Source organism: Achromobacter sp. JD-1 (assembly GCF_038594925.1).
GTDB lineage: Bacteria > Pseudomonadota > Gammaproteobacteria > Burkholderiales > Burkholderiaceae_B > Achromobacter > Achromobacter spanius_C.
In genome coordinates, this window is record NZ_JBCGCS010000108.1 from 1 (window position 1) to 559 (window position 559).

General features: G+C 57.8%; 1 protein-coding gene. It reads right to left on the reverse strand.

Features of this window, described 5'->3' with window-relative positions; translation table 11 throughout:
* Positions 1-559, reverse strand: a 559-nt coding sequence (gene mobF, locus WBR68_RS31455) for a MobF family relaxase (RefSeq protein WP_230696281.1), incomplete at both ends; no start/stop codon positions are given.

A 559-nucleotide genomic window follows, 5' to 3' on the forward strand; every position in this document is an offset into this window, starting at 1 on the left:
GCTTTGCTCCATTGAAATCAATGCCGAGTTCAGTCGCCTGTCGTTCCCAGTCACGCTGAAGCTCTTCGCGAGAAATTTCGGGAGCCTTGTCCAGGCGAGTTTTGAGGGCGATAGTTTGCTTGAGTGCTCTGCTCGCAGATTCGCGAGTTTCACCCAACGCCGCCAGTTCGGCATTGATGTCCTGCGAACGCTTGGAGAACCCTTCGATGTGGTCCCGAGAGATGTGCGCGAGTTCGAAGCTTTTGCCCTCGTAGCGAATTTGATGGCCGGACTTCTCCAGGCTGCTGGCCAGCTCGGCGTGATACACCGATTCCACCATGGACTTCAATCGATAAATTTCATCGTTCGATATGGCGACCCAGCGCCCATCGGCCCGTTGGGTGAGGTTCATCAACAGCGCGTGGGTGTGCAGCTGGGGATCCGAATAGGCACCATCGGTGGGCCTGGCCGTCTCGTGCCGAAACTTCGCGATAGCCGCGTTGCCCGTCCGCTCCGTAGTGGTTATTCCCTGCTCCGTCTGGCGCGCGCGCAGTAGCTCTTGTTCCAGAAATTCCAGCGC